This window comes from Phyllobacterium sp. P5_D12 (genome assembly GCF_054049495.1).
In genome coordinates this window covers 1-743 of sequence record NZ_JBFUMG010001085.1, presented here as the reverse complement: position 1 = coordinate 743, position 743 = coordinate 1, and the positions used below count along the sequence as shown (strand labels likewise).

At 57.0% G+C, this 743-nt stretch carries 1 pseudogene; it reads right to left on the bottom strand.

Annotation, left to right across the window (positions count from 1 at the left end):
- A pseudogene (locus ACXJ5O_RS28850) lies at window positions 1-639 on the bottom strand (glycosyltransferase family 2 protein); the annotation flags it as partial.
- Between the last annotated feature and the right edge of the window lie 104 nt (window positions 640-743).

Sequence of the window (743 nt, the reverse complement as noted above, 5' to 3'; positions counted from 1 at the left end):
GAACTCACGCAGTTCCATATCGTTCTGCCGCTTTGGCCACCACTTGGAAAAGTCAAGCTGGCCATCGCTATCGGATAATTTGCGGACGGCGATACCGTTTTTCCCCGTAAACACAAAATGCAATGCTTGCGGCAACGCCCGGGCGGACTCCACAAGGAGATGGCACGACTGCCAGCCCTTTTTGGATTGGCGCCCCAGACCCAGCTTCGTCGGCAGCGCAGTTATGGAATTGGCGCTGATTGCATAGATGGCAGCAACATCGCCAAGGTCCGGATCCAGTGCGGTTTCCAACAGGTGCTGACCGTCGATCGGCTGACCACAACCGCGCACTTGCCGCGGTTCCGGCGTCAACGCCAAGGTGATTTCGCGAACAACGCTGGCAAAAATCGGATTCTGCGACAGGCGAAAGGCACTGCGCCATGTGCTCAGCATATTGTTGAGCAGCTTGATGTGTCCGGCAGCCGCGAGATTATCGACGGCTCGGTCCACATCGAAAGAGCCAAGCTCAACTGCCGGATAAAKAACAGTTTGTTCAGTCGGCCCGAGCGCACCGGCGGACATGGTGAGATGGATCGGCTCATCTTTGGTGCGCATGGCCCAAAGGATACGCTGGCCGCCCGTTTCAAGGGGAATATTCAAGCTGATGAGCGGAACGAACGGTTCCGGCGTCTCCAGCGTACATTTCGTTGATGCCCGTATGGAAGCCGGAAGGTCCCAGATCACGACGGCCACATCTGCACAGA